The organism is Neisseria sp. P0021.S007 (genome assembly GCF_051956855.1).
Genome location: NZ_JBQCXA010000522.1, coordinates 1 through 696, shown reverse-complemented (window position 1 = coordinate 696; position 696 = coordinate 1). Strand labels below are relative to the sequence as shown.

Annotated in this window: 1 protein-coding gene; it reads left to right on the top strand. The window is 55.5% G+C overall.

Features of this window, described 5'->3' with window-relative positions:
* Positions 1-696 (top strand): alanine/glycine:cation symporter family protein (locus ACTHUR_RS14380; protein ID WP_440399241.1); only part of this gene is annotated, 696 nt, incomplete at both ends.

The window sequence follows — 696 nt, the reverse complement described above, 5'->3', positions numbered from 1 at the left end:
GGTAACCGGCGGCCCGGGCGCAGTATTTTGGATGTGGATGACCGCCATTTTCGGCATGGCCACCAAATACGGCGAAGGCGTGTTGGCGGTGAAATACCGCGTGACCAATTCCAAAGGTGAAATGTCCGGCGGCCCGATGTATTACATCGAAAAAGGCTTGGGCAAAAACTGGAAATGGATGGCCGTTGCGTTTGCACTGTTCGGCACATTCGCTTCCTTCGGTATCGGCAGCTCGGTGCAGTCCAACTCGGTTGCACAGGCAGTGCAAACCAGCTTTGGTGTCGAACCTGCCTACACCGGCGTAATATTGACTGTATTAACGGCCATTGTGCTTTTGGGCGGCATTAAGGGCATTGCCAAAGCCGCGTCCTTTATCGTACCTGCCATGGCAGTGTTTTATGTAGTGGGCGGTATTTCCATTATTGTCGTGAATTCTGACGCACTGATGCCTGCCGTCAAACTGATTTTCTCCGATGCGTTTAGCGCGCAAGCCGTGGCTGGCGGTGCCATCGGTACGGTCATCCGCTACGGCGTGGCGCGCGGTGTGTTCTCCAATGAAGCGGGCATGGGTTCTGCGCCGATTGCCGCCGCCGCCGCGAAAACCGACCACCCCGTCCGTCAGGCATTGGTTTCCATGACCGGTACGTTTTTGGACACCATCGTCGTTTGTTCGATTACCGGTATCGTGTTGGTCAT